The organism is Dyadobacter sp. CY312, from assembly GCF_021390535.1.
Classification (GTDB): domain Bacteria; phylum Bacteroidota; class Bacteroidia; order Cytophagales; family Spirosomataceae; genus Dyadobacter.
This window is the reverse complement of record NZ_JAJUXG010000001.1, coordinates 665,908-687,896: the sequence shown is the minus strand read 5'-3', so window position 1 is coordinate 687,896 and position 21,989 is coordinate 665,908. Positions and strand designations below refer to the sequence as shown.

Below are 21,989 nucleotides of genomic sequence, written 5' to 3'. Positions count from 1 at the left end.
TAAAACTGCAATGCTTACCAGAACATGGTGTAAGAAGTTGCACCGGATATGGGCAGGATCAGTTCTTTTCCTTCACCGGAAGGGCGTATCATTGCTCCTGCTTTTTTATCAAGCTGGACATAATAGCGGTTATCAATCTGATAAAGACCTTTTTCAACTAAAACAATGTCTTTCCCACTGCCTAATAAAGCGTAAATATTTCCTTTGGGAGTACCCTCCACCTGAAAACTTCTTGTAATTCCGTTACTTCCGGAAACCATCTTATCACTTATGGTTGCTCCACCAATTGCATAGCGGAATGCAGGTATGCCTTGTCCGTCCAGTTTATAACCAAGGAAATTAATGTCCGATGAGTCTTTCCATGCAGCCCTTGCATTTTCAAGAACTGCCAGACTGCTTTTTCCGGAAACAGGCACCGTAAGACCGGCAGGAAACAAAAGTTGTGGCTCACCGCGTTCGTACCACATTTCGGTAACGTTGGCAAATTGTCCTCTCCAGGCCTGCAATAGTGCGCCCCGACTAAGATCAACGGTATAGTTCCAACCTTGCGGGCTACCAACAGAGATACAGTGCGTACGTTTGTTTTTCTCACCATCAAGCAGGATAAAAGAGCGAACCATTTCCGGCCTCATGTCCGGAGTAACACTGATGTAAGGTTTTGGTTCAGGTTCTGGTAGTGAAGACAAAACGTGCAGATCGTATGGACGGATTCCGGCTTTTTCCACCCTGAGACCCAACGCTGGCTGTCTCCATGGAAAACGGGAGTAGTGTAGTTTGAATTTATGCTTTCCTTGCGTCAGTGCAACCGTGCCGGAGTGATTTTCCTGCGAAGAACTTTCTCCTGTGTTGATCACATTTTTTCCATCCACATCAAGCGAAAATACATTTCCCTGATAGATCGTTGTAAAAATGTAATCTCCTGCTTCTGTGGCTTCAATGTCTCCTTCGTAAAACAGGTGAAACTCACGCATCCCGTTGGTAACTTCCTGGGTAAGTGTAGTTGCCTTGCCTTCGTGGCTAAGTTTTTCGTATGTTTTGCTGTCCCATTTGTCGGAAAATACTTTGTAAGTAAGGTTTTCCAGGATAACCGGTTTGCGACTAGCCAGCAATTGATAGCCAATATTTCGGAAAGCGATTGTTCCTTTTTTTACTTCAAACGATATAGGTTCTGTTGTAACAGGATTGGTCAGAGGCAGATACACCGTTTCGAGAACAGTGACTCCGTTTAATGAAAGCTTATTTAATCTGGCTGAATTTGGCAACTGAGGAACGGCAGCATCGTAAGCCAGTTCGAGAGATTGCCATAGTCCCGGGGCTTTTGCGGCATTTTGAATTGGAAACTGACCAATGTAGCCCGAGGTTAACGAATTAGTCTCATTACCGCCACCGTTGTCCGAAATCAGTACCTTTTGGTTTCCAGGAAGTATCACATACCCCTCAGCACCTGGCGACACCATGAATTCAACAGAAAGACGAAGGTCGCCGGCTTTAACTTTTGAGGTGATGCTGCTGCCCGGAGTTCCCACCAAAATACCTTCTCCGGGTGTTAGTGTAGCTTTCGAAGTGCTTACCGGGTTAATGGAGAAACCCGACTGCACAGACCAATTTGACGCTTTCTTTTCGAATGCACTCAGGTCTTTAAGCGGTAGAGGAGTATAGTTGCCTTTGCCGTTTTGCCCCATTACAGCGAGGGGGGACGCCAGTAAAAGCAAGGAAAACTTGCGAATAAATGTTTGCATTGAGAAGTATTAAGTGTAAAGTTTACAATTATAAGCGAAGTTCGCACTTTTTTCTACTAATATATCGTGAATATTTAGGAATTTTTAAAAGAAACCGACTGGTAGCAGAAATCCTGGATTTGAATGCAATGCCAAACACTTGGTGTAAAACGAACAAAGGCCATCCCGAAGATGACCTTTGCTAAGTTTTCTGAATGTTTTAATGAGCTTCAAGCCAGTTGGCACCAATTCCGATCCCGGTTTCCATTTTGACTGGTAATGGGATGGCGGTTCGCATCAGTTCATCTACTTTTTCTTTTAAGAGGACGATCTCATCCCGATGCGCATCAAAAACCAATTCATCATGCACTTGTAATATCATGCGTGATTTCAACTTTTCATTTTCAATAAAATCATGAATATTGATCATAGCTACTTTGATCATGTCTGCCGCAGAACCCTGAATAGGTGCATTTATGGCATTTCGTTCCGCATAACCACGGTTGGTTTGGTTGCGGGAGTTGATATCCGGCACGTATCGTCTTCTTCCCAGAATAGTCTCCACGTATTCACGCTCGCGGGCGTCATTCACAACTTGATCCATGTATCCTTTTACAGCCGGGAATTCTTCGAAATAGGCCTTGATAATCTCTGCGGCTTCGCCTCTCGGAATGGCCAGTCTTTGACTAAGACCAAATGCGGAAATTCCATAGATGATACCAAAATTTACCATTTTGGATTTCCGGCGCATGTCTGACGTTACTTCTTCCAGTGGCACCTTAAACACTTTACTGGCCGTTGTGGAGTGAATATCCCTTCCCTGATTAAACGCTTCGATCATACTTTCATCCCTGCTGAACGCAGCCATGATCCTCAGCTCAATTTGCGAGTAATCCGCCGACAGTATCTGGAAATCATCGTTGTCGGGAACGAACGCTTTTCTGATCTCGCGTCCTCTTGGCGTTCTGATTGGAATATTTTGAAGATTCGGATTGGTAGAGCTCAGCCTTCCTGTTGCTGCTACTGCCTGGTTGTAAGAGGTATGAATTCTGCCCGTGCGCGGACTAACCAATGTTGGCAACGCATCTACATAGGTAGATTTCAACTTTTGCAATTCCCGGTAATCCAGTATTTTCCTTGCAATTGCATGATCATTTTCAAGGTCTGACAGGATTTCCTCACCGGTTGCGTATTGTCCTGTTTTTGTCTTTTTCGGTTTGTCAATCAGTTTCATCTGATCAAACAGTATTTCACCCAATTGTTTGGGGGAGCTGATATTGAAAGGCTGCCCAGCTATCTCAAATATTTCAGATTCAGTTTGGCGTATATCGCTTTCAAGCACGGCTGACATTTCTTTCAGTGCATTAATGTCGAGTCTTACACCCTTGCTTTCCATCCCCGCCAAAACAGTAACCAAAGGCATTTCAACGGATTGAAACAATTTCTCTGCATTTACTTTCGGTAATTGCGATCGGAAAATCGTATTCAGCTGTAATGTAATATCTGCATCTTCGCCGGCATACTGCGTAATCTCAGGAATGCCCACATCGCGCATGGTGCTTTGTTTAACACCTTTTTTACCAATGAGAGAAGTGATGGATACAGGCTCGTAATTAAGGTACGACGCTGCCAGGATATCCATACCATGTCGCTTGTCAGGTTGAAGCAAATAATGGGCAAGCATGGTATCGCTGAGTTTCCCCTTCACTTCAATGCCATAATTTTTCAGGACCAAAAGGTCATATTTAATATTCTGACCAATTTTTTCAATGGTTTCGTTTTCAAATACGCCCCTGAACCTTTCTACAATTTCCTGAGCAAGCGTCTGATCAGCAGGAACAGGAATATAAAAAGCTTCGCCCGCAAGGTATGCAAATGAAATACCCACAAGTTCGGCATCCACCGCATCTAAGGAAGTTGTTTCTGTATCAAAACAAATGGCCTCCTGTAAACTAAGATAATGAGCCAGGCTCGTCATCAGTTCAGGTGTGTCCACGGTGTGGTATCTGTGCAGTGTATTGTCTATAGTCCGTTTGGTTACCGAATGTTCACCCTCATTTTCCGGATCATACGGCACCACATTCGGATCTGAAATATTTTCGCTGATAATTGCCGGCTGCTGTCCGATTTCTTCGGTTGGATTACCAAACAAGTCCATCTGTCCGGTTTTGTTTACCGGTTTGGCCTTGGCAGGCGCAGGAGTGAGGGTTGGTTGTGCAGTGCCCAATACGCGTTGCCGGAGTGTCTTAAATTCCAGCTCATCAAATAAGGAGATGATCTTTTCAGTATTTGGAGCGCAAACCGTGAGATCCTCCGCATCAAACGGAACCGGAACATTGATATCGATCGTGGCCAGCTGTTTGCTCAGGATCGCCTGGTCTCCAAATTCCCGGATCTTTTCCCCCAGTTTGCCTTTGATCTCATGGGCGTGCGCCAGCATGTTTTCGAGCGTGTCGTATTCAGCTATTAACTTCTGTGCAGTTTTTTCTCCAACGCCTGGTATACCCGGAATGTTATCGACTGCATCACCCATCAGACCAAGAATATCAATCACCTGATCGATCCGTTTTATCTGCCAGCGATCCAGGATTTCCTGAACACCCAGCTTCTCTGCACCCTTGCCCATGAACGCCGGTTTATACATGTGCACGTACTCTTCCACCAACTGGCCATAGTCCTTATCGGGCGTCATCATGTATACCTCGAAGCCTTCTCTTGATGCTTCCTTGGCAATGGTCCCGATGATATCATCGGCTTCAAAACCGTCCAGTACAAGGATCGGAATACACATCGCTTCGAGTAACTTTTTTACCAGAGGAATAGCTACTGTGATGTCTTCCGGCTGTGCTTCACGCTGGGCTTTGTATGCCTCATATTGTACATGTCTGAACGTGGGAGCAGAGGTGTCAAAGGCCACACCGATGTGGGTCGGTTTTTCTTTTTGCAGGACTTCCAGAAGCGTATTGGTAAACCCAAAAACGGCGCTGGTATTTAAGCCCTTTGAAGTGATTCTTGGAGCCTTGATAAATGCAAAGTGTGCGCGGTAAATCAACGCCATTGCGTCGAGCAGGAAAAGCTTGTGAACGGGTTTATCCATGAGAACTGTTAATTTCGAAGTTCAAATATAATGGTTGCGCAGGACGATTCAGATTTACATATCAATTTTGTAGTGAATGAAATATAATAAGTATTATTTTAATTAAACATTTTATACATTTATAAAGTATTTCATGTATAAAATGAATTATATTTTATAAACTATATTTTAAAATTAAATGTATTGTACTTATTAAAATAATTAAACTTTAACAGAATACTTTACATTTAATTAAAAAGTTTGTTTTTAGCCTCTGTGAGAATTATTTAGGGAGATTTAGTTGTTGTGATTTTTTAGTATTAACCAATTTTAGAGTGAAGCAAACATATAAGTGGCCGGTGGCTGTGCCGCCGCTAGCAGAACAAAAGGCATATGAAACCGGGATGCACGGGGATCTTAGGAATGATGAATACTACTGGATGGGTGATTTTTTTAGAACCGGGCCGGATAGCGATCTGGTCGTAAATCACCTTAAGGCGGAGAATGAATATACAGAAACGATGATGGCAGGGACAAATAAGTTTCAGTCAGATCTGTTTTCTGAGATGAAATCCCGCATCAAAGAAACGGATGAATCGGTGCCTGTTTTTAGTAACGGATACTACTATTACACAAGAAGCGAAGAGGGGCAACAGTACTTCAAATATTGCAGAAAAAAGGGATCACTTTCGGCACCTGAGGAGATGCTGCTGGATGTGGATGCGATGGCGGAAGGTCACTCTTATTACTCCGTTTCCGGCTTCAATATTAGCCCTGATAACAGACTCCTAGCCTATGGTGTCGACACGGTTTCGAGGCGGCAATATACCATCCATGTCAAGGATCTCGAAACAGGGGAATTACTCTCCGATTCGATATTTCCGACGAGCGGTGGTTCGGAATGGGGCAACGACAATCAGACCCTGTTCTACACGGCTACCAATCCTAAAACCCTGTTGAGTGAAAAGATAAAACGACATAAACTTGGTACGGATGAGACGCTGGATGTAGTGGTTTATACCGAGCTTGACAACAGCAATTACATCGGTGTTGGTAAGACAAAATCGGAGCAATTTATCGTGATCGCTTCTTCCGCGACGATGTCATCTGAGTATATGATTTTGAATGCCGACACACCGGAAGGTGATTTCACTGTATTTCAGCCGAGGATGAAAGATGTGCTGTATGACATCGAACATCAAAATGATAAATTCCTGATCGTAACCAATAAGGATGCGCTCAATTTCCGGTTGATGGAAACACCGCTTGACAAAACCGGTGTAGAGAACTGGAAAGAGGTAATAGCAAACCGTGAAGATGTTTTGCTTGAAGGAATTGATGTTTTCAGGGACTTCCTGGTTGTGACTGAAAGGAAAAATGGCTTGCTGCAACTTAGAATCAGGAATAACGGAAGCGGGGAGGAGCATTATGTTGATTTCGGTGAACCAGCTTATGCAGCCTACACAGGATCCAATCCGGAGTTCAATACTACTTCGTTGCGTTACATCTATACATCGCTTACAACGCCTAATTCGGTGTACGATTATGATATGCAGACCAAAGCGAAGGAATTAAAGAAGCGGCAGGAAGTTGTGGGAGGATACGAGCCGGCTAACTACGTGACCGAAAGACTTTACGCTACCTCACACGATGGGCAGCAGATTCCAATCTCGCTGGTGTATAAAAGCGGATTTGACAAAAATGGCGAATCCCCTTTACTGCTTTACGCCTACGGGTCTTATGGAAACAGCATGGATGCGGGTTTCAGCTCCAACAGGCTTAGTTTGCTGAACCGCGGTTTCGTCTTTGCCATCGCACACGTGCGGGGTGGACAGGAAATGGGGCGCCAATGGTATGAAGATGGCAAATTGTTTAAAAAGAAGAATACGTTTGACGATTTTATTGCCTGCGGAGAATATCTGATCGCTGAAAACTATACCTCCAAGGCGCATCTATACGCCGAAGGAGGAAGTGCAGGGGGGCTGCTGATGGGCGCTATTGCCAATATTCGTCCGGATTTATGGAATGGAATTATTGCTGATGTTCCGTTTGTAGACGTGGTAACCACGATGTTAGACGAATCAATTCCGCTGACAACCAATGAGTTTGATGAATGGGGAAATCCGAAAGAAAAGGAATTTTATGATTACATGAAATCTTATTCTCCTTACGATAACGTCGGGGCGAAGGACTATCCGAATATGTTGGTCACTACCGGTTTACACGATAGCCAGGTACAATATTTTGAACCAGCTAAATGGGTAGCAAGGCTGCGTGTGCACAAGACGGACAACAATATACTTTTGCTTAAAACAAACATGGAAGCAGGCCATGGAGGAGCATCAGGAAGATTTGAGTACTTGAAAGAAATTGCGCTGCAATACGCATTTCTTTTCGCCTTGGAAGGAATTACTAACTAGCTAATAGCTGTTGGCAACTAGCTCTTGGCCATTAGGAGTCGATGTCATAATCAATTTATCTCCGATACCGAGATTTAAATAAAAAAGCAAAGACCGCACATATAACTTTGCGGTCTTTGCTTTTCACTTCTTTTCAACTTTGCGTGAAATTACCCGGCATTAAATCTGCCCCAGAGACTGTTCAATATCCGCGATGATATCGTCAATGTGCTCAATTCCAACTGAAAGACGAAGCTGAGTAGGCAATACGCCGGCTGCAATTTGCTCTGATTCTGATAGCTGAGAGTGCGTTGTCGACGCAGGGTGGATGATCAGTGTTTTTGCATCACCTACGTTTGCAAGATTACTGATCAGTTCCAACTTGTCAACGAATGCTTCTGCAACCTTTTTGTCTCCCTTAACAGCAAAAGATAATACACCTCCGAATCCTCTTGTAAGGTATTTCTTCGCAAGATTGTGATACTTATTGCCTTCAAGACCAATGTAATTTACACTCTCAACCTTTGGGTGGGTTTCAAGCCATTTAGCAAGTTTCAGTGCATTTTCGGCGATTCTTTCAACCCGAAGCGATAGTGTTTCCACACCTTGCAGGAAGAGGAAGGAATTGAAAGGAGATAGGGAAGGCCCCCAGTCGCGTAAACCTTCAACGCGCGCTCTGATGATGAACTGAATATTTCCAAACGGTCCCCCAATACCAAACACATCATTAAATACCAGTCCATGATAGCTTGGTGAAGGCTCGGTGAACTGTGGGAATTTACCATTTCCCCAATTGTAAGTTCCCGCATCCACAATCACACCACCTATGGAAGTCCCGTGCCCGCCGATCCACTTGGTGGCTGACTGAACAACAACGTGTGCGCCGTGCTTAATAGGTTGGAATATTGCTCCTGCTGCTCCAAAAGTGTTATCCACGATCAGGGGCAGGTCGTGCTTATTGGCGAGTGCTGCAAAAGCCTCAAAGTCCGGAACGCTGTAACTAGGGTTACCGATAGTTTCCAGATAGATGAATTTTGTTTTCTCATCAATCAGTTTTTCAAAGCTCGACACATCATCGCCATCAGCAAATCGTGCCTCAACGCCTATATTCTTGAATGAATTTTTAAACTGATTAAAAGATCCGCCATATAGGAATGAAGTAGTAACGAAGTTATCTCCGACGGAAGTAATATTATTGATAGCGATAAACTGGGCAGAATGTCCTGATGCGGTTGCCAGAGCTGCAACACCGCCTTCAAGCGCGGCAATGCGTTTTTCGAAAACATCGTTGGTCGGATTCATGATCCGGGTGTATATGTTGCCAAACTCTTTTAAAGCGAACAGGTTAGCAGCATGCTCAGCGTTATTGAAAACGTAGGATGTAGTCTGGTAAAGAGGTACTGCACGAGAATTAGTCACAGGATCGGGCTGTTGTCCGGCATGCAGTTGCAAGGTTTCAAATTTCATTTTCGTGAGAATGTTTAAGTAAATAGATGCTAAAAGTAACCATATTTCTATAAAGTATATAGAAATTATAGTCTTTTATTTTAAGTATAATTTATAAAATAATACCAATATTAGGCATCATTTCCGTCTTAATGGCATTATATCCCTATAATTTTTAAAAGATTGTCTACCTGATCTTGTAATAATAAAACAGTCTGGTCATCCTGAACAATGCCGTCGGAATTAATTTTTGATTTTACATTTGGAATGGCCAGAGATGACTTCTCGTTGCGTGATGTCCCCAAGGCTGTGAGTGTGAGCAGGAGAGAGGCCAGTGCTTTTTCACCTCCCGAATTGAGTGGCGACGCACTGATAGCAGCCACCGGTTTTTCATTAAATTCACCAGTTGACACGGTCCAGTCAAGCGCATTTTTCAATGTTCCGGGCACACCGAATGCGTATTCCGGTGTGCATATGATTACCCCCGCAGCTTTTCCGATTTTTTCCTTCATCGACTTTACGGAATCACTTTCTAAATCTCCCGGACTGAATGGCGGAATAAGATGAAGTTCGCCAAACAGATCGAAACTTACGTGTGCGGGCAGAAGTTTCGCAAGGTTTTTGAGAATAATAGTATTTGTTGAACTTTCACGAAGGCTGCCAGAAATTCCGAGTATCCTTATCTTTTCCATCTGTTTACTTCTTAATGTTGTAATTTCTTACCTATATCACTTATTAATTCCTGCACATGGTCTTTTAGAGACGAAGGCTCCAAAATGGTTGCATTGGGGGCGATCATGAGATACCAACGTGCAAAAATTGGCAGGGATTCGGTGAGAAAGGTCATTTCCAGATATTTGTCGGTCAATTTCTCAGACACAAAACCATAGTAATATTTCTGATGACCAATGTATCTCATTACGGATTTATCTATCTTAATCACAACAAGTTGCAGATTTTCCTTTTCCCTGAATTGGTTCAAAAAGTCATCAAGCGGAGCGTGTTTGTAGCGAAATGATTGCTCTGAGATTTCAATATTCGTAATTCTGTCCGATCTGAAGTTTCTGTACGCGTTTCTCAGATGGCAGAAAGCGATGGTATACCAGTAATTTGTTTCATGATAAATACCAACCGGTTCTATCAGCCGATCACCTGGCTCTGTTACACCCATGGCGGTGTAGCTAATTTTTGCAACCTTCTTTTCGGAAATACTTTTTAGCAAAGAGTCGAGTGTGTGGCTGTTGGCAGAGTTAAACGCATAGTTATTTCGTCTTACCTGAATGTGATTTTCCAAAGATTCCACCATTGTCTTATCGCTGTTTTTCAGCACAGACTTGATCTTAAACATGGCGGACTGATATTGAGACATGGTTTGCAGATCCGTATATTTTTCCATTAGCTTTTCAGCTGTAATGAAAGTACGGGCTTCCTCTTTTGTAAACATAATCGGCGGCAAACGATAGCCATCCATGATCGAATAACCAACGCCAGCCTCTCCCATGATGGGCACACCAGCCTCTGCCAGCGTGTTCATATCTCTGTACACCGTCCGCAAACTGATTTCAAACCTGTCGGCCAGGTCCTGGGCTTTTACAACCCTGCGTGATTGAAGTTGTATAAGAATTGCGGTAATACGGTCAAAACGGTTCATTCAGGCTAATCTGGTTTGCGGGAAAAGACATTCTCCTGCAACAAAATTAGCACTAAGCCGTCACTTCTTTTAATTTAAACTCCTCAGAAATTAATTCAAATGATCGTATTCTGTCTTCCGCCGTTGCTGCCATAGTAGATATGATGATTTCATCTACCTCAAAATCCGTTGCAAGTCTGGTAAGTTGTTCCTTCACCGAGTCTGGTGTTCCCGAAATGATGCGTCCGCTATTGTACCGGATACGTTCTAATTCGCCCATGTTAAATTGATATTTCTGGACTTGTTCGGCATCGGGGAAAGGTCCAAACTTACCGCGCTCAAATTCTACAAGTACGTAATCCATCATCTTTCGCATTGCCAACGCCTTCTCCTCGGTTTCGCCGCAAAGAACGAATACTGACAATAGAGCCTGTGGCTGGGCATATTGATCCGACGGACGAAAATTTTTGCGATACGTATCAACAACTTGCGGGGTTACGAAGCCATTAATGAATTTGGCCACAGCAAGCCCCATGCCATATTTGGCGGCAATATTGCTACTGCCTCCGCTAGAACTTAAAATCCATTGCATAGGGATCGTTGGCGACTGCGGGGTGGCATAGATAAAGCCACGCTCGGTGCCGGCTGTATCTCTGAAAAAGTGCTGCAAATGATCTAGCTGCCTTAGATAGCTGCTTTCGCTAAAATCGTTGGAAGGATTTAATAAAGAAGATGTGATACGGTCTGTGCCTGGCGCGCGACCCATACCAAGGTCTATACGTCCGGGGAATAGAGTCTCAAGCATCCGAAAATTTTCTGCTACTTTCAGTGCACTGTGGTTGGGAAGCATTATGCCGCCGGAACCGATCCGAATCCGGGAGGTAACGTCGCCCAATTTCACCATCAGGACTTCGGGAGTGGATCCGGCAATAAATGTAGAATTGTGATGTTCGGAAACCCAAAAACGATTGTAACCAAGCTCCTCAGCAACTTTGACAGTTTCTATTGTTTCCTGAATCGCTTGTGAGACCGTAGTGCCTTGTCTTACAATGGATTGGTCTAGAATGCCTAGTTTTATATTTGTCATGTATGTTGTACTTTCTTTCAAGGACAACACGAACATCTTGTTTTATATTCCCGACAGGAGAGCAATTTTGGCTATCATCCGGTATAGTGAATTGATTATAAACGAAGTTAAGCTCGACGGTTTTATTCAAGACGCTCCCAGTAAGTACTTTTTCCAAACAAAGAAACGCCGACGTAGCTACGTATCTCCAATTTCTTATTTTTCATCTTGATGATGCAACTATATGTTTTCCCACTTTTAGAATCGTACAAGGTTCCACGGTCCCACAATCCATTTGTAAAAGCGAAATTATTTAGTATTGTAGCGTCTATAAGATTTCTGCCTTTGTGCTTTTCGTCGGGATTCTTGCCGTCTTTTTTGGAAGTTTGTCCGTCCGCTTCAAGTAGGTTTGCAGCCCATGTCACCTTCCCGAAATAGGAATTTCCAGTTTTGTAAATCTCGATTTTTTCATCCTTTTCCTCATTCAGCCATTCACCTAGAATTTGATCAGCCTCGTTATTCTGCGCAAAAATAAGCAGAGGTAAAAGGAATATAATAATGGATAAAACTAATTTCTGCATGGTTGGGTATAATTGTGTCCGTCTTATTGATGAATTTTTAGTGTGAGAATATTTCAAATTTTAACCTAAATACAATTTTTAAAATTTAGACTCGCAGAAATCTAAATGGCTGTTTAAATGTATTAAGTCCTATAATTTATCAGTGTATAATTTTCTTATCAACGTTAATATTTGATTTTATTTGTACTATTCCAATTTTATAATATTGGTCGTACTTAAAAAAGTTCAATCATACGGTTTTCTATGCTGCAATATACAACAGATATCAGCAATATTCTAAACAGAACTATTTCAAGATCAATGATGGAATCCCTGATCTGATGGAAATCTTGAGAGGAGGGAAGCGCTTGCACTTGTTAATCTACCGGTCTTGTCATTCTTATTTCTAATTGTTCAAGAATGTATGGCCAGGCTTTTGTGTGAACCAGCCGTTGTGCTTCATTGGAAAATCCCTTGTGCGTAAGTGTGAGAAGCGTGCCAATTTCACTGGGAATTAAGTTGATGGTAATAACCGTTTCCGTTCCATTCGTTTCTTCGGTAATCCAGGTGAACTCAATCAGCTTGTCCGGTTCCATTCTCAAAAAACGGCCATAGTGTGGAATCCGGGATCCGTTGGCATATGTTTCAAAGAAATAAGGCGTATTTGGTTTTCCTTGTGATATGAAGGATCCCGGTGAGGCAAACCATAAATCCAGTTGAGAAATCCATGCATGATACAACTGGTTTGCAGACAAACTCATTTTTCGTTCAAAACTGGTTTGCATAGGTCTTGAACTTAGATCAGGCGGACAAATTATTTCAACTATTGCTTCCATGTGATGAGGTTTTGAGGTCCATGAATTCTTTTCCAATTTTCTTCTTGTTAGACTTTCCCAAGTTCCAATGCAGATCAGATACCACCAAAACTGTGCCCTGATCGCTTTTTTGGATTTTTCTGGTCATGAATTACCATTTTTAGCGACCTTTGAAAATTAGCTGGCTGAACTCGGGGTTTACTACCGAACATAACGAAACGATTTTGAAAATATATAAAGGATTAGCGGAGGCTACGGTCACTGCGCTTCGAGACATTTTTGTTAAAAATCGCCAGGCTGACCGCGTGGTAGAACAATTGTTGAAATCGAATAAAAAATGGGGTGCAAGGGACAGGTCATTCATTGCAGAGAACACTTACGAAATTGTAAGGTGGTGGCGTCTTGCTAAATACGTAGCAGGTGTTGACCGGGCAACGGATATTGAAGAATTCTGGATGATTTTTGGCGCATGGCAAATCGTCAAGCCTTTACATTTGGGTGGAGAAGTATCTGGTGATTTGCCTGAATGGCCGGAATTTAATGAAATAATTAAGCAGCATGTGCTGGATTTATACAAGCAAGCTTTGCAGGTTAGAAAAATCGCAGAATCCATTCCTGACTGGCTTGATGAGACCGGAGAAAAGGAGCTCGGCGATAAATGGGACACAGAGCTGGGTGCCTTGAATAAGCAGGCACCGTTAGTGTTAAGGGTGAACACATTAAAAAGTGATATAGCGACTGTCAGGCAGGTTCTTGGCGAGGAAGAAACGCAGGTTTTATCTCAGGTACCCAATGCCCTCACGTTAAAAAAACGAAAAAATGTATCAGGGATTGATGCTTATAAACTTGGCTTTTTTGAAGTTCAGGATGCTGGTTCTCAACTAATTGCTCCATATCTGGATGTAAAACCCGGCATGAGCGTTGTAGATGCGTGCGCAGGAGCAGGCGGAAAAACGTTACATCTGGCGGCCTTACTGGAAAACTCTGGATCTGTGCTGGCGATGGATATTGAGGGAGATAAACTCACAGAATTACAACGGCGTGCAACGCGCAATGGTGTGGTGAACCTGGATACGCTCCTAATTACATCGGACGAAGTCATTGACCGCCTATCCGAAACCGCGGATCGATTGCTGCTGGACGTACCGTGTTCTGGTCTGGGTGTTTTAAGGCGTAATCCTGACAGCAAATGGAAGCTAAAACCTCAATTCATTGAAACAATCAAAAATGTGCAGTGGCATATTTTATCTACGTACAGCCAGATGGTCAAGAAGGGTGGGAAGATGGTTTATGCTACCTGCAGTATACTTCCATCCGAATCCGAGGAACAGGTTGCGAAGTTTGTGAAGAAAAATGGCAAGCAGTGGAAGTTGATTTCAGAGCACAGAACATCCGTTGCTAATGATGGTTTCGATGGTTTTTATATGGCCCTTTTGCAAAAGAAATAGGGATATCATATTGTAAAAGTTATATTAAGTGTCTTTGATTGGTGATTGTAGCGTAAGCTTGTTCGAAAAACTGAGTTGTTTATAATTGGCTTATTACTAGTTATTTAATATTTATTTTCATTGATTAGAAAAAAATTTGTCAGATGTTATATAATCTAACTTAGTTAGATTTAATTGTAATAAATACTGTTAAATGCATATAAAATATTTATATTTAATTAGTTATGTGAATCTTGTATCCAAGATGGAGTTTGGCTGGTGATATATTTTATAGAAACCTTTTGATATGTAAGGTTGGTCATGGTTATTGCTTTTGTGCAATCCATAGCAGGCTACTAATGATGAGCTTATCCTGAATTTCGTTGGAAAACGTTTGGGATAAGGAGCGATTTGTTCCACCCTCGTAATCTATATCATTGTGCCCCATGTTGAAATAAACCATTTTGTAATTTCGATTGGTCCATACAACCGGGTAATCTCCCGAATGCCATATCTCATGAGGTTTTGGCCCGGTTCCAAGTGGGAAACTGCTGGGATCTATATAAGCAAGAATTTTGATGTCTGCGTTCTTGCGCAGATCGTTTTCCCATCTATACCATTCATTAGGTGTTGCGGTAAATATGTCGGGAATGCCTTGTAAAGCAGGATGGTTTTTGTTTTCAATTCGCAACGTTGCCGATGTTGGGCGCCAGGTATTGCTTTTGTACTGACCTGACCCCAAAAAGATGTTGTGGTACCAATCCCAATTGTTGGGAAATGAAGAATTGGCAAGACAAAAGGCTGAAAAATGAAAACCAAGCCAACCACCACCGTTTTTCATATAGTTTTCAAAGGCAATGCGCTGGTCTGGGGATTCCGGACGGGTATCCAGGAATATAAGCACGTCATAGTTTTGGATATAAGACGTATTCAGCATTGCCCAGTCGCTGGTGGCTTCATAGCTGAACTTGTGCACTTTCCCGATCCTGGTAAACCAGTCATTGGCTTCTGTGACGAAACTGATGTGTGCAGCATCATTTTTCCCTGTGTAAAAGGCCAAAACCTTAAATTTGGTATTTTGGGCGCTTAGCTCAAAAGACAAAATGATCAGCAACAATAGATGAAACGCAAATCGGGAGATGTGTAGAGAATGATGGGGACTGTTCATTGTGATATGATTGATTTAGCTTTTCATTTTTGCAGTCGTGCCCGTATGAAAATAGATATGAAACATGATGTATAAAACACGAATGTTTTAAAACACTACTTACTTTTACAAAATCTGTTTAGTACCGTTAATGTAAGAATATGAATTTCGCTTTGATTTCGAACCTAGCCGCTGTTTCAGAAAAGCAGGTCAGGAACACAATACAATTGTTTGAGGAGGGCGCAACGCTGCCATTTATTGCCCGATACCGTAAAGAGGCAACGGGCGGGTTGGATGAAGTGCAGATTGGTGCTATTAAAGAGGCTTGGCAAAAGCAGCAGGAAGTGGAAAAGCGACGCGAGGCAATCCTGAAAAGTATTGAAGAGCAAGGGAAGCTTACTGTTGAGCTCAAAAAGCAGATAGAGGGCGTCTATTCGATGGTCGAATTGGAAGATTTATATTTGCCCTACAAACAGAAACGAAAAACAAGAGCTTCCATTGCGATAGAAAAGGGCTTGGAGCCATTGGCAAGGCTGATATTTACAGGCAAAGAAAACGACCCGGAAAAGGGTGCAAAAGTTTTTGTGAAAGGACAGGTTGGCTCAGTGGATGATGCATTGCAGGGGGCAAGAGATATCATTGCTGAATGGGTTAACGAAAATCAGGACGCAAGAGGACGTATCCGGAATCTTTTCCAACGCAGTGCGATCATTACTTCGAAAGTAAAGAAGAAAAAGGAAGAAGACGGGGCTAAATACCGCGATTATTTTGAATTTTCAGAGCCACTTTCGCGGATTCCGTCTCATAGGTTGCTGGCTTTGAGAAGAGGTGAGGAGGAGGGTTTTCTGAGTGTCGACATCTCGCCGGACGAAGATCAGGCACTGCAAAGTTTGGACAGGATCTTTGTCAGAGGAAGTGATGCCTGCAAGGATCAGTTGGAGCTGGCAATTGAGGACGGTTACAAGCGTTTGCTTAAACCGTCCATTGAAACCGAATTCTCTAACTTATCGAAGGAAAAGGCGGATGTGGCGGCTATCCAGATTTTCACTGAAAATCTGAGGCAGTTGTTACTCGCGTCTCCACTCGGTCAGAAAAATGTTATCGCTATTGACCCTGGTTATAGAACCGGCTGTAAAGTTGTGGTTCTTGACGGACAGGGTAATCTGCTGGCAGACAAAGTCATTTACCCGTTCGACAGAGCGCAGGATTCGGCAGCTACGTTAAGCGGACTCATCGAAAAATATGGGATAGAGGCAGTAGCTGTGGGTAATGGGACAGCCGGCAGAGAAACAGAAGATTTTGTCAGGAAATTATTGGAAGGTGCGAAGCTTACCGATAGCGTCGGACTATTTATGGTCAGTGAGCAGGGGGCGTCCATTTATTCGGCTTCAGATGTGGCGCGTGAAGAATTTCCAGATAAAGATGTAACCGTCAGAGGCTCTGTTTCTATTGGAAGGAGATTAATGGATCCCCTTGCTGAGCTGGTAAAGATTGATCCCAAATCGATCGGTGTGGGGCAGTACCAGCATGATGTGGACCAAAATTCATTGAAGAATGCTTTGGACACAGTCGTAGAAAGTTGCGTGAATTCCGTAGGCGTAAATCTCAACACGTCAAGTAAGCATTTGCTGCGGTATGTTTCGGGGCTGGGACCAGTTCTGGCGCAAAATATCGTAGATTTTCGTGCTAAAAACGGGAATTTCAAATCCAGGCAGCAATTGTTAAAAGTGCCGAGGCTCGGAGCAAAGGCTTTCGAACAGGCAGCCGGCTTTTTGAGGATTGAAAATGGAACTAACCCGTTGGATAACAGTGCTGTACATCCGGAAAGTTATCCAATCGTAGAACGGATGGCAAAGGATGTAAACGCAAACGTTAAAGATTTACTTCAAAAATCCGAACTGAGAAAGCAGCTGGATCCAACCAGATACATCAGTTCGTCAATCGGGCTGCCAACTTTAAAAGATATTTTGCAGGAATTAGAAAAGCCATCAAGAGATCCGAGAACTCCGGTAAAGAAATTTGAGTTTGACAGCTCAGTAAGGAAGCCGGAAGATCTGCGTGTAGGAATGCTTTTGCCTGGCATCGTAACCAACATCACGGCATTTGGAGCTTTTGTCGATATCGGCGTGAAGCAGGATGGGCTAGTTCACCTTTCGCAAATGGCCGACAGGTTTGTGAAAGACCCGAACGAAATTGTGAAACTTCAGCAAATTGTAAACGTAAAAGTGACCGAGGTGGACTTAGGCAGAAAGAGAATTGCCCTCAGCATGAAAGGAATTTGATGACGGCACGATAATTTCTAAGACCTTGGCAGCGCTATTCACATTCTTACAAAGCAACCGTCATGCGGGAATTATATTTTAAGCAGCAATTGCCTGTTTCACTGGATGAGGCCTGGTCATTTTTTTCTAACCCGGCTAATTTGCAGGCAATAACACCGCCTCACATGGGCTTCACTGTAACTTCCCGTTATCATGGGGAAAAGATGTATGCCGGTCAGATTATACGTTATATTGTGAAGCCCATACTGGGTATTCCCCTGAAATGGTGTACTGAAATTACGCGGGTTGAACCCAAAAAGTATTTTGTAGATGAGCAACGGTTTGGCCCATATGCATTTTGGCATCACCAGCATCATTTCACCGAGGTGAATGGCGGCGTTTTGATGGAGGATATCCTTAATTATAAAGTTCCTTTGGGTATTTTGGGTAATGTCGTCGATGCGTTATTCATTCAAAGGGAAGTCGATTCAATTTTTAAATATCGGAGAGAAATTCTTACCAGGAAATTTGTGTAAAATTCAGGCAACAATCGTTTCTGCGTTGTTGCCTGAAACTTTTTCTAGCGTCTGAGGCTGGAAGTTTCCTCTACTATTTGTTTAATAGCCTTTGATACGTTCATCCAGTTATCCTCTGCTTTCACAACTTCTGCGTCATCTTCAAGGTTGTCCTGGGTAATTGTAAGCGTTGTTTCGTCATCGTAATGTGAAACATGATATGTCACGTGTGCATAATTGTCTTCGAAATCCTCGGTTCCGGACAAGGAGCTCCAATAGCTATAACTAAGAACCCTTTCCGGATTGATTTCAAGTATGGTTCCCTTATCGATGTATGGCTTGCCTTGCCATTCTCCATTAAAAGTGATAGGACTTCCGAGCTTCCAATCTGTCACCGTATCAGTACCGTGAAAGTAACGTTTGATGATAGACGGATTAACCAGCGCTTCCCATACTTCGGCGGGAGTTGCATGAATGGATGTGGAAGTTGTGGCAATTAGTTTGCGATTCATATGAAATGGGTTTATGGTTTATCACCAATTTACAGAAAAATCATGCCATAACCCAATCAAAACATTCGCTGCTTCGCAAGAAAAGAGGGGAACTTGAAGTCGAAAACCGCTTTGGTTATTCCCCGATTTGGACGGATGTCATGGTAAGTGATCCCATTACAGCGACATCATTAAAAAGGGATGCGTGTTCTGTTTTCGTCTGCAATCCGAGTGTGTACATGAGCGGAAAATAGTGGCCTGGAGTCGGTATGGCGTAACGTGCGCCCGGGCCAAGTTGCTCGTACTCTATCAGGGGTTTATGGTTACCATCCTCAATAAGGTCTTTCATTTTTAACTTTAATTCCAGCGCCCAATCATAGCCATATTCAGGCTCGCTGGCTTTATCCCAGGCTATCATCCGCAGGTTATGTATCAGGTTTCCACTTCCGACAATAAGCACACCTTTCCTTCTCAACGAACTTAATTCATTTGCCAATGTATAGTGATAACCGGCAGGTTTGTCATAGTCGATACTCAATTGCAATATTGGAATATTCGCATTTGGATACATATGCCTCACTACTGTCCAGGTTCCATGATCCAGTCCCCAGTCATGATCCAAGCCTACATTTGTGCTTTTAATTAGCCGCGAAGTTTCAAGCGCCAGATCCGGACTGCCAGGCGCCGGATATTTAACGTCGAACAACTCCTGCGGAAAACCACGAAAGTCATGAATTGTCTGTGGCGACTCCATCGCTGTAATTTTCGTCCCTTTTGTAAGCCAATGTGCCGATATAACAATCACTGCCGATGGCATTGGGATATTCTCTCCCAGTCGCTTCCACTCATCGGTAAAAAGATTATTCTCAATACCATTCATTGGAGAACCATGTCCAAGAAACAGAGCTGGCATCAGGTCGGAGTAGGGCAATGCACTTCCGAAATTTCTCAAATGCTTTAAATTCATATCTAAGTTGTTGATTATCATTCTTACTTATAAAAAGTACAATACATTTAATATTAAATGATGTATCATACTTTTTATACTTTAAATAAAACAATAAGTTTAATGTGAATTATAAATACATCACATGTTATTAATTTAGATACTTTTATACTAATGATATATTATATACTTTACATAAATACTAAAAGTATAATACTTTATAATAATTTAGTAATAATATAAAGTATGTGGTGTATTATTAATATCCAACTGTAAATCTCTGTTTAACGAATTTTGGGGATTCCAGCTCGTCGACAATTGCAACGGCGAGATCCTCAGCAGCAATGACACTTTTTCCTTTATCATCAAATACCGGATTGTCTAATCCCGTACGATAAGTGCCTTTCTTGAAGTGGGAAGTGCCTGGATGCATTTCGATCGCCGGACTTAAAAAAGTCCAATCAAGATGTGTGTCTTTTTTTAAAATATTGAGGTAGTCTCTCGCTGCACCTGCACCAGCTTTATACGCTTCCGGAAACTTGGGAGTGTCCACAAGTTGCAATCCCGGAGCCACTTCCAGGCTTCCAGCACCACCGATTACAAGGAGCCTTTTTACGCCTGCTTTCGTCACACCTGATTGTATGGTTTGCGACACCGTTAAAAACTGGTTGTATAGGTCAGGATTAGTCCATCCGGCATTGTAAGCACTTACCACAGCATCGTGACCTTTTAACACGTCAATCAATTCTTCTTCTTTGGACACGTCAGCTTTTACTGCATTTACATGTTCATTCGAAGTGTCGATTTTCGTGATATCACGTGCGATAGCAGTTACCTGATGTCCGCGCTTTGTAAGTTCTGTAAGAACCAGGGCTCCGACAAAACCAGTGGCTCCAATTAGGGCTATTTTCATTGTTATGAGATTTATGGATTATAAAAATTAATTCTGTTAAAACTGTGCACTAAACTCGGCCAGTGTTTTCCGCGCCAGGCTATTCACCAATGCTTTCTCCGACTCCTCGTATAGGTCGTCCAGATACTGGTTAATTTGTCGTCCCACCGGGCAGGCTGGATTTGGAGAGTTGATAGACTTTCCAAGTAAATCTTTGTCCCTTACCGCACGATATATATCTGCCATAAGGATATCTTTTGCACTTTTTGCCAGGCGGCTGCCACCCGATTTTCCTTCTTTGCTGTTAACCAAACCTTTTTCGCGTAAATTGATCAACTCTTTGCGCACAAGCACCGGATTTATGTTGATGCTCCCGGCCAGATATTCGGAAGAAACCCACTCGTCTGTGGCTGTTGCCAGCAGGCTTAATATGTGAACAGATACTGCAAATTTACCGCCCATTATACTGTAATTATTTTTGTTACAGTAATAGTACAATGCTTTTGATTACTTAGTTCCGTTAAATTTAAAAAGGCAAAAAAAACGGATTGCCATTTGTTGACAATCCGTAGGCTTGTAGCATGAAATATTAGTATGCGCTAGCATCGCCCCGGTATTTGCCTGTTAGAAATCCACCGGCAAGAACATCGTAATTGATGGCACCCGGATTGTGTTAGGTGCAAATTTTTTTCAGCTGTTTTCAAAATTTTGTCTCTCATCTAAATTGTATTTTTACTGTAATGACTGATAGGAAGGTAGTCCGTTTGTCTTAATTGCAGCGAGAGATTCAATCAGTCTTTCAGGAGACAGGTTTGAAGCTCCAATCCAACGAATTTTTCCGGATTTTATCAATTCAGAATAGGCACTGAGCGTCTCTTCTACCGGCGTGCTTTCATCATCGCAATTTGTCTGATACAAATAAATGCAATCTGTTTTAGCCATCTCATAAAAGTGCCCACGGTTTTGAGAAGGTATGACTTGTTCAAATCTTTTTTGCCTTGCCTCATGTCTACACCAATCTTGCTACCCATAATTACATCATTCCGATTCCCTTAAAACTTCATCCAGCTGCCATTATTTCTTCGGATTCACCACCGATGTATCCCTTAACCAACCAGGGAATTGGCATCTGCTGTATCAATAAAATTGAAGCTTGCATCAACATACCTTCGGAAATCTGGTAAGATTTTTGTGTATCAATGGTCCAACCAAAAACATTTTCACCGGTTTTAAGGGGTGCAATCTCCAAATAAATAGTTTTAACTTCCTTTTATTCAGATGATTTACTTTAAATACTTTATACTTTTAATTTTTTATTAAAAATATTATAATATTATATGTAAAGTGCTTTTAATTAGTAATATACATTTCAAATAATTTATATTTATTATACTTATTAATAGTAGTTATATTTTAGTATATAATGGACATTTAAAATGTTTAGTATGTAACAAACATATTAAATGTATTATACATTAAAATATTATGGCAAGTATTAACTATATCGTTTTTCTGTTTCTGGTCTATTGCATAAAATTATATTGATTTACAAAACGGAGCAGAATTGAAAAGTAAGCGGTGTGTGTAAGTTGAGAAGGGG

At 42.2% G+C, this 21,989-nt stretch carries 20 protein-coding genes; 4 read left to right on the top strand and 16 right to left on the bottom strand.

Features of this window, described 5'->3' with window-relative positions; genetic code table 11:
- Window positions 1-14: 14 nt before the first annotated feature.
- Window positions 15-1,739 carry a family 16 glycoside hydrolase gene (locus tag LZG71_RS03170; protein WP_233816900.1) on the bottom strand — a complete coding sequence of 575 codons (1,725 nt, stop codon included), beginning with the start codon at window positions 1,737-1,739 and terminating at the stop codon, window positions 15-17.
- Window positions 1,740-1,938: 199 nt separating this feature from the next.
- Entirely contained in the window at window positions 1,939-4,815 is a 2,877-nt protein-coding gene (gene polA, locus LZG71_RS03165; protein ID WP_233816899.1) for a DNA polymerase I, read from the bottom strand.
- A 314-nt stretch (window positions 4,816-5,129) separates the two neighbouring features.
- Between polA and LZG71_RS03160 the strand changes: the two genes are divergently transcribed.
- Window positions 5,130-7,214, top strand: a complete 2,085-nt coding sequence (locus tag LZG71_RS03160; protein ID WP_310587702.1) for a S9 family peptidase — start codon at window positions 5,130-5,132, stop codon at window positions 7,212-7,214.
- Between the two features lie 159 nt (window positions 7,215-7,373).
- Here the strand turns inward: LZG71_RS03160 and LZG71_RS03155 are convergent, their stop codons facing one another.
- From LZG71_RS03155 to LZG71_RS03125, 7 genes are all read right to left on the bottom strand, one after another.
- The gene (locus tag LZG71_RS03155) at window positions 7,374-8,660 is read right to left on the bottom strand and encodes an O-acetylhomoserine aminocarboxypropyltransferase/cysteine synthase family protein (RefSeq protein WP_233816897.1); all 1,287 of its coding nucleotides are present in this window, start codon (window positions 8,658-8,660) and stop codon (window positions 7,374-7,376) included.
- Between the two features lie 137 nt (window positions 8,661-8,797).
- A complete protein-coding gene (locus tag LZG71_RS03150; protein WP_233816895.1) occupies window positions 8,798-9,331 on the bottom strand; it encodes an NADPH-dependent FMN reductase in 534 nt (177 codons plus the stop codon).
- 11 nt (window positions 9,332-9,342) lie between these two features.
- On the bottom strand, window positions 9,343-10,290 hold the full coding sequence (locus LZG71_RS03145) for a YafY family protein (protein WP_233816893.1): 948 nt from the start codon (window positions 10,288-10,290) through the stop codon (window positions 9,343-9,345).
- Between the two features lie 52 nt (window positions 10,291-10,342).
- Window positions 10,343-11,356, bottom strand: coding sequence for an LLM class flavin-dependent oxidoreductase (locus tag LZG71_RS03140; protein ID WP_233816891.1), 1,014 nt, complete (start codon window positions 11,354-11,356; stop codon window positions 10,343-10,345).
- 122 nt (window positions 11,357-11,478) lie between these two features.
- Window positions 11,479-11,916 (bottom strand): DUF2147 domain-containing protein, encoded by a 438-nt coding sequence (locus LZG71_RS03135; RefSeq protein ID WP_233816889.1) that lies wholly within the window; start codon window positions 11,914-11,916, stop codon window positions 11,479-11,481.
- A gap of 356 nt (window positions 11,917-12,272) precedes the next feature.
- Entirely contained in the window at window positions 12,273-12,731 is a 459-nt protein-coding gene (locus LZG71_RS03130) for an SRPBCC domain-containing protein (RefSeq protein WP_233816887.1), read from the bottom strand.
- Window positions 12,715-12,858 carry a hypothetical protein gene (locus LZG71_RS03125; protein ID WP_233816885.1) on the bottom strand — a complete coding sequence of 48 codons (144 nt, stop codon included), beginning with the start codon at window positions 12,856-12,858 and terminating at the stop codon, window positions 12,715-12,717. The genes LZG71_RS03130 and LZG71_RS03125 overlap by 17 nt, the downstream gene beginning before the upstream one ends.
- Window positions 12,859-12,934: 76 nt before the next feature.
- Here LZG71_RS03125 and LZG71_RS03120 point away from each other — a divergent pair, with 76 nt between their 5' ends.
- A complete protein-coding gene (locus tag LZG71_RS03120; RefSeq protein ID WP_233816883.1) occupies window positions 12,935-14,158 on the top strand; it encodes an RsmB/NOP family class I SAM-dependent RNA methyltransferase in 1,224 nt (407 codons plus the stop codon).
- A gap of 304 nt (window positions 14,159-14,462) precedes the next feature.
- Here LZG71_RS03120 and LZG71_RS03115 read toward each other — a convergent pair whose 3' ends face one another.
- Complete coding sequence (locus tag LZG71_RS03115) at window positions 14,463-15,305, bottom strand: ThuA domain-containing protein (protein WP_233816881.1); 843 nt, start codon at window positions 15,303-15,305, stop codon at window positions 14,463-14,465.
- A 140-nt stretch (window positions 15,306-15,445) separates the two neighbouring features.
- Here LZG71_RS03115 and LZG71_RS03110 point away from each other — a divergent pair, with 140 nt between their 5' ends.
- Both LZG71_RS03110 and LZG71_RS03105 read left to right on the top strand, forming a co-directional pair.
- Window positions 15,446-17,566 (top strand): Tex family protein, encoded by a 2,121-nt coding sequence (locus tag LZG71_RS03110; protein ID WP_233816879.1) that lies wholly within the window; start codon window positions 15,446-15,448, stop codon window positions 17,564-17,566.
- 62 nt (window positions 17,567-17,628) lie between these two features.
- Window positions 17,629-18,081, top strand: a complete 453-nt coding sequence (locus tag LZG71_RS03105; protein ID WP_233816877.1) for an SRPBCC family protein — start codon at window positions 17,629-17,631, stop codon at window positions 18,079-18,081.
- Window positions 18,082-18,125: 44 nt separating this feature from the next.
- On the opposite strand, the gene LZG71_RS03100 is transcribed toward LZG71_RS03105, so the two are convergent.
- The 6 genes from LZG71_RS03100 to LZG71_RS03075 form a co-directional block, all read right to left on the bottom strand.
- Window positions 18,126-18,572, bottom strand: coding sequence for an SRPBCC domain-containing protein (locus LZG71_RS03100; RefSeq protein WP_233816875.1), 447 nt, complete (start codon window positions 18,570-18,572; stop codon window positions 18,126-18,128).
- Between the two features lie 115 nt (window positions 18,573-18,687).
- Window positions 18,688-19,518 carry a 4,5-DOPA dioxygenase extradiol gene (gene ygiD / locus LZG71_RS03095; protein WP_233816873.1) on the bottom strand — a complete coding sequence of 277 codons (831 nt, stop codon included), beginning with the start codon at window positions 19,516-19,518 and terminating at the stop codon, window positions 18,688-18,690.
- Between the two features lie 238 nt (window positions 19,519-19,756).
- Window positions 19,757-20,410 carry an NAD(P)-dependent oxidoreductase gene (locus LZG71_RS03090; protein WP_233816872.1) on the bottom strand — a complete coding sequence of 218 codons (654 nt, stop codon included), beginning with the start codon at window positions 20,408-20,410 and terminating at the stop codon, window positions 19,757-19,759.
- Window positions 20,411-20,446: 36 nt separating this feature from the next.
- Window positions 20,447-20,851 carry an Rrf2 family transcriptional regulator gene (locus LZG71_RS03085; protein WP_233816870.1) on the bottom strand — a complete coding sequence of 135 codons (405 nt, stop codon included), beginning with the start codon at window positions 20,849-20,851 and terminating at the stop codon, window positions 20,447-20,449.
- A 270-nt stretch (window positions 20,852-21,121) separates the two neighbouring features.
- Window positions 21,122-21,331 (bottom strand): aldo/keto reductase, encoded by a 210-nt coding sequence (locus tag LZG71_RS03080; RefSeq protein ID WP_255712668.1) that lies wholly within the window; start codon window positions 21,329-21,331, stop codon window positions 21,122-21,124.
- A 118-nt stretch (window positions 21,332-21,449) separates the two neighbouring features.
- Window positions 21,450-21,638, bottom strand: coding sequence for a hypothetical protein (locus tag LZG71_RS03075; protein ID WP_233816866.1), 189 nt, complete (start codon window positions 21,636-21,638; stop codon window positions 21,450-21,452).
- Between the last annotated feature and the right edge of the window lie 351 nt (window positions 21,639-21,989).